1 protein-coding gene is annotated in these 2,542 nt (G+C 33.5%); it reads left to right on the forward strand.

The genetic code is table 11. The features are described from left to right. Window positions 1-2,469, forward strand: a 2,469-nt coding sequence (locus K1X82_15415; GenBank protein ID MBX7183500.1) for a TonB-dependent receptor, incomplete at its 5' end; no start/stop codon positions are given. Between the last annotated feature and the right edge of the window lie 73 nt (window positions 2,470-2,542).

The raw sequence follows: 2,542 nt of genomic DNA on the forward strand, positions 1-2,542 counted from the left end.
AAACGTATGCATTTACATTACAAAAGAAAATTCATTTGCACTTCCCTATTTCTGCTGGTTAATATTTTCGGCTTTAAAGCTAATGCGCAACAAAGCGTTTTTGGAAGAATTACAACAACGGATTCACTTGATTTAAGTACCGCAGTAATATCAGCATATCGAACAAATTCATCTATAATGATAAAAAGCGGATTAGTTGCCAATACAGGTAAATACTTATTAGACATACACTCAACCGGTTGGCATTATTTGACTATTTCAATTCCAGGTTTTAAGGAATATGCAACGGATTCCTTTCTGATGGATTCCCTAAAAAATTCTAAAGTGGAAAAGAATATAGTTATTCCACGATTAGACAGTATTAAAAACACTTCAGTTGAAATTGTAGTGGCTCTGCCATTTGTTCAGAAGAAAATTGATAAATTGGTTGTTAATCCGGATGCCCTGTTAACCAACACAGGATTAACAGTACTAGAAATATTGGAGAAATCACCCGGAATCATGGTAGATGTAAATGGCAACATTTCTTTAAATGGCAAATCCGGAGTGCTGGTTATGATAGATGGCAAACCTACTTATTTAAGCAGCGCAGATTTAGCGACCTACCTAAAAACAATTCCCTCTGCACAAATTGCAACCATGGAAATCTACTCAAATCCACCAGCCAAATTTGATGCATCAGGTAGTGCCGGAATTATTAACATTATCTTTAAAAAAAATATTGACCAGGGATTCAATACTGCGGTTTCCTGTTCTTATGGTCAAGGCAGGTACAGTAGAAATAACAATGCTTTAATATTTAATTTCCGCCATAAAAAAATAAATTTATATTCCAATCTATCTTATTCAAACAATGGGAACTACCAGGATTTAACCATTACAAGGCGTTATTTTAATTCATCAGGAAGTTTGGCATCAGCCTTTGATCAAAACAACTACATTAAAAAGCGCGACAAAGGCGTTAATACAAAAATAGGTTTGGATTATTATGCCAATAAAAAGTCAACTTTCGGTTTGGTATTGACTGGCTTTGAAAATAGAAATTTGCATAACTCTAGAAACGGATCTGTTATAAGCGATGAACTCTTGGAACCAATTACTAAAGTGCTGTCTTTGAATCCATCTGTTAAACAAATGCAGAATTATAGTGCCAGTGCAAACTACGCCTATTCTATAGATACCACGGGAAAAGAATTAATTACTAATTTTGATTTTTTAAATTTTAATTCAAATCAAACACAATCGCTGCAGACCAAAATGTTGGATGCAGTTGGAAATCCAATATCCAATTCCACATTAAATAGCGATTTACCATCCACTATAAAAATCACAACTTTTAAAACCGATTATACTAATCCTTTGAAAAAGAAAGCTAATTGGAACACAGGATATAAGTATAGTAATGTTACTACAACCAATAATGCACTATTCTCAAATGTGGATGGCAGCGGTGCAAGTATTAATAATGATACGTTTTCCAACAAATTCAACTACACCGAAAAAATCCATGCCGGTTATTTTAACCTAACTAAACAATGGAGTAAATTAACTTTACAAACCGGAATTAGATTAGAAGATGCTTTAATTAAAGGTATTCAATTTGGCAATTCTTATCACCATGATTCCAGCATTTACCGACGTTTTACCAATTTGTTTCCTACTGTGTATATGATGTATAATTTAGATACTACCGGAAACCATGTATTTAATACCAGTTTTGGTAGAAGAATAGAACGGCCTGATTATAAGGACCTTAACCCTTTCACTTATCCTATGGATAAATTTACATTGTATTCAGGAAATCCATTTTTACAACCTACTTTCAGCAATAATTTTGAAATTTCCTATACTTATAAAAATAGAATTACCACCAGTATAGTGGGAGGATATTTTAAAAATGTAGTGCAAGAAACCATTGAACAAAAACCTGGTTTTTTCTATAGCAGACCGGGAAATATTGGAAAACAATTCACCTATGGCATCAGTATTAATGCGATGTTACCAATCAAAAAATGGTGGAATATCAACTGCTATACAGAGTTAATGTACAATGACTTTGTGGCAAACTTGTACAATCAAAATTTACACAATCAAGGTACCTATTGGTATTTTAGCCCTGCTTCTCAAATTACCATCAAGAAAAAATGGAACACAGAATTGACTTTTACCTACCAATCCAAAGTATCCGTTGCACAATTCGTCACAATACCTTTTTGGCATATTCGTGCAGGAGTTGGTCGCAAAATTTTAAATAATTATGGAAGCATAAAACTTCAAATAAGTGATGTGTTTTATTCTCAACAATTAGGTGGTGAAATTTTGGCTATAGGTCAAAGTACAGCTTCTTGGTATAGCTATCTAGACACCAGGGTAATTACACTGGCCTTTAGTTATAAATTCAACAAAGGCGAAAATTTAACTCCGCGAAATATTACCGGGGCAGAAGAAGAAAAACAACGGGTAATTTAAATCTTTATCCAACGTTCGGCTATTTGTCCATTTATTTTGATAAAATAATATCCTGATTGCAGTTCATCCGTGA

This window comes from Bacteroidia bacterium (assembly GCA_019695265.1).
GTDB lineage: Bacteria > Bacteroidota > Bacteroidia > JAIBAJ01 > JAIBAJ01 > JAIBAJ01.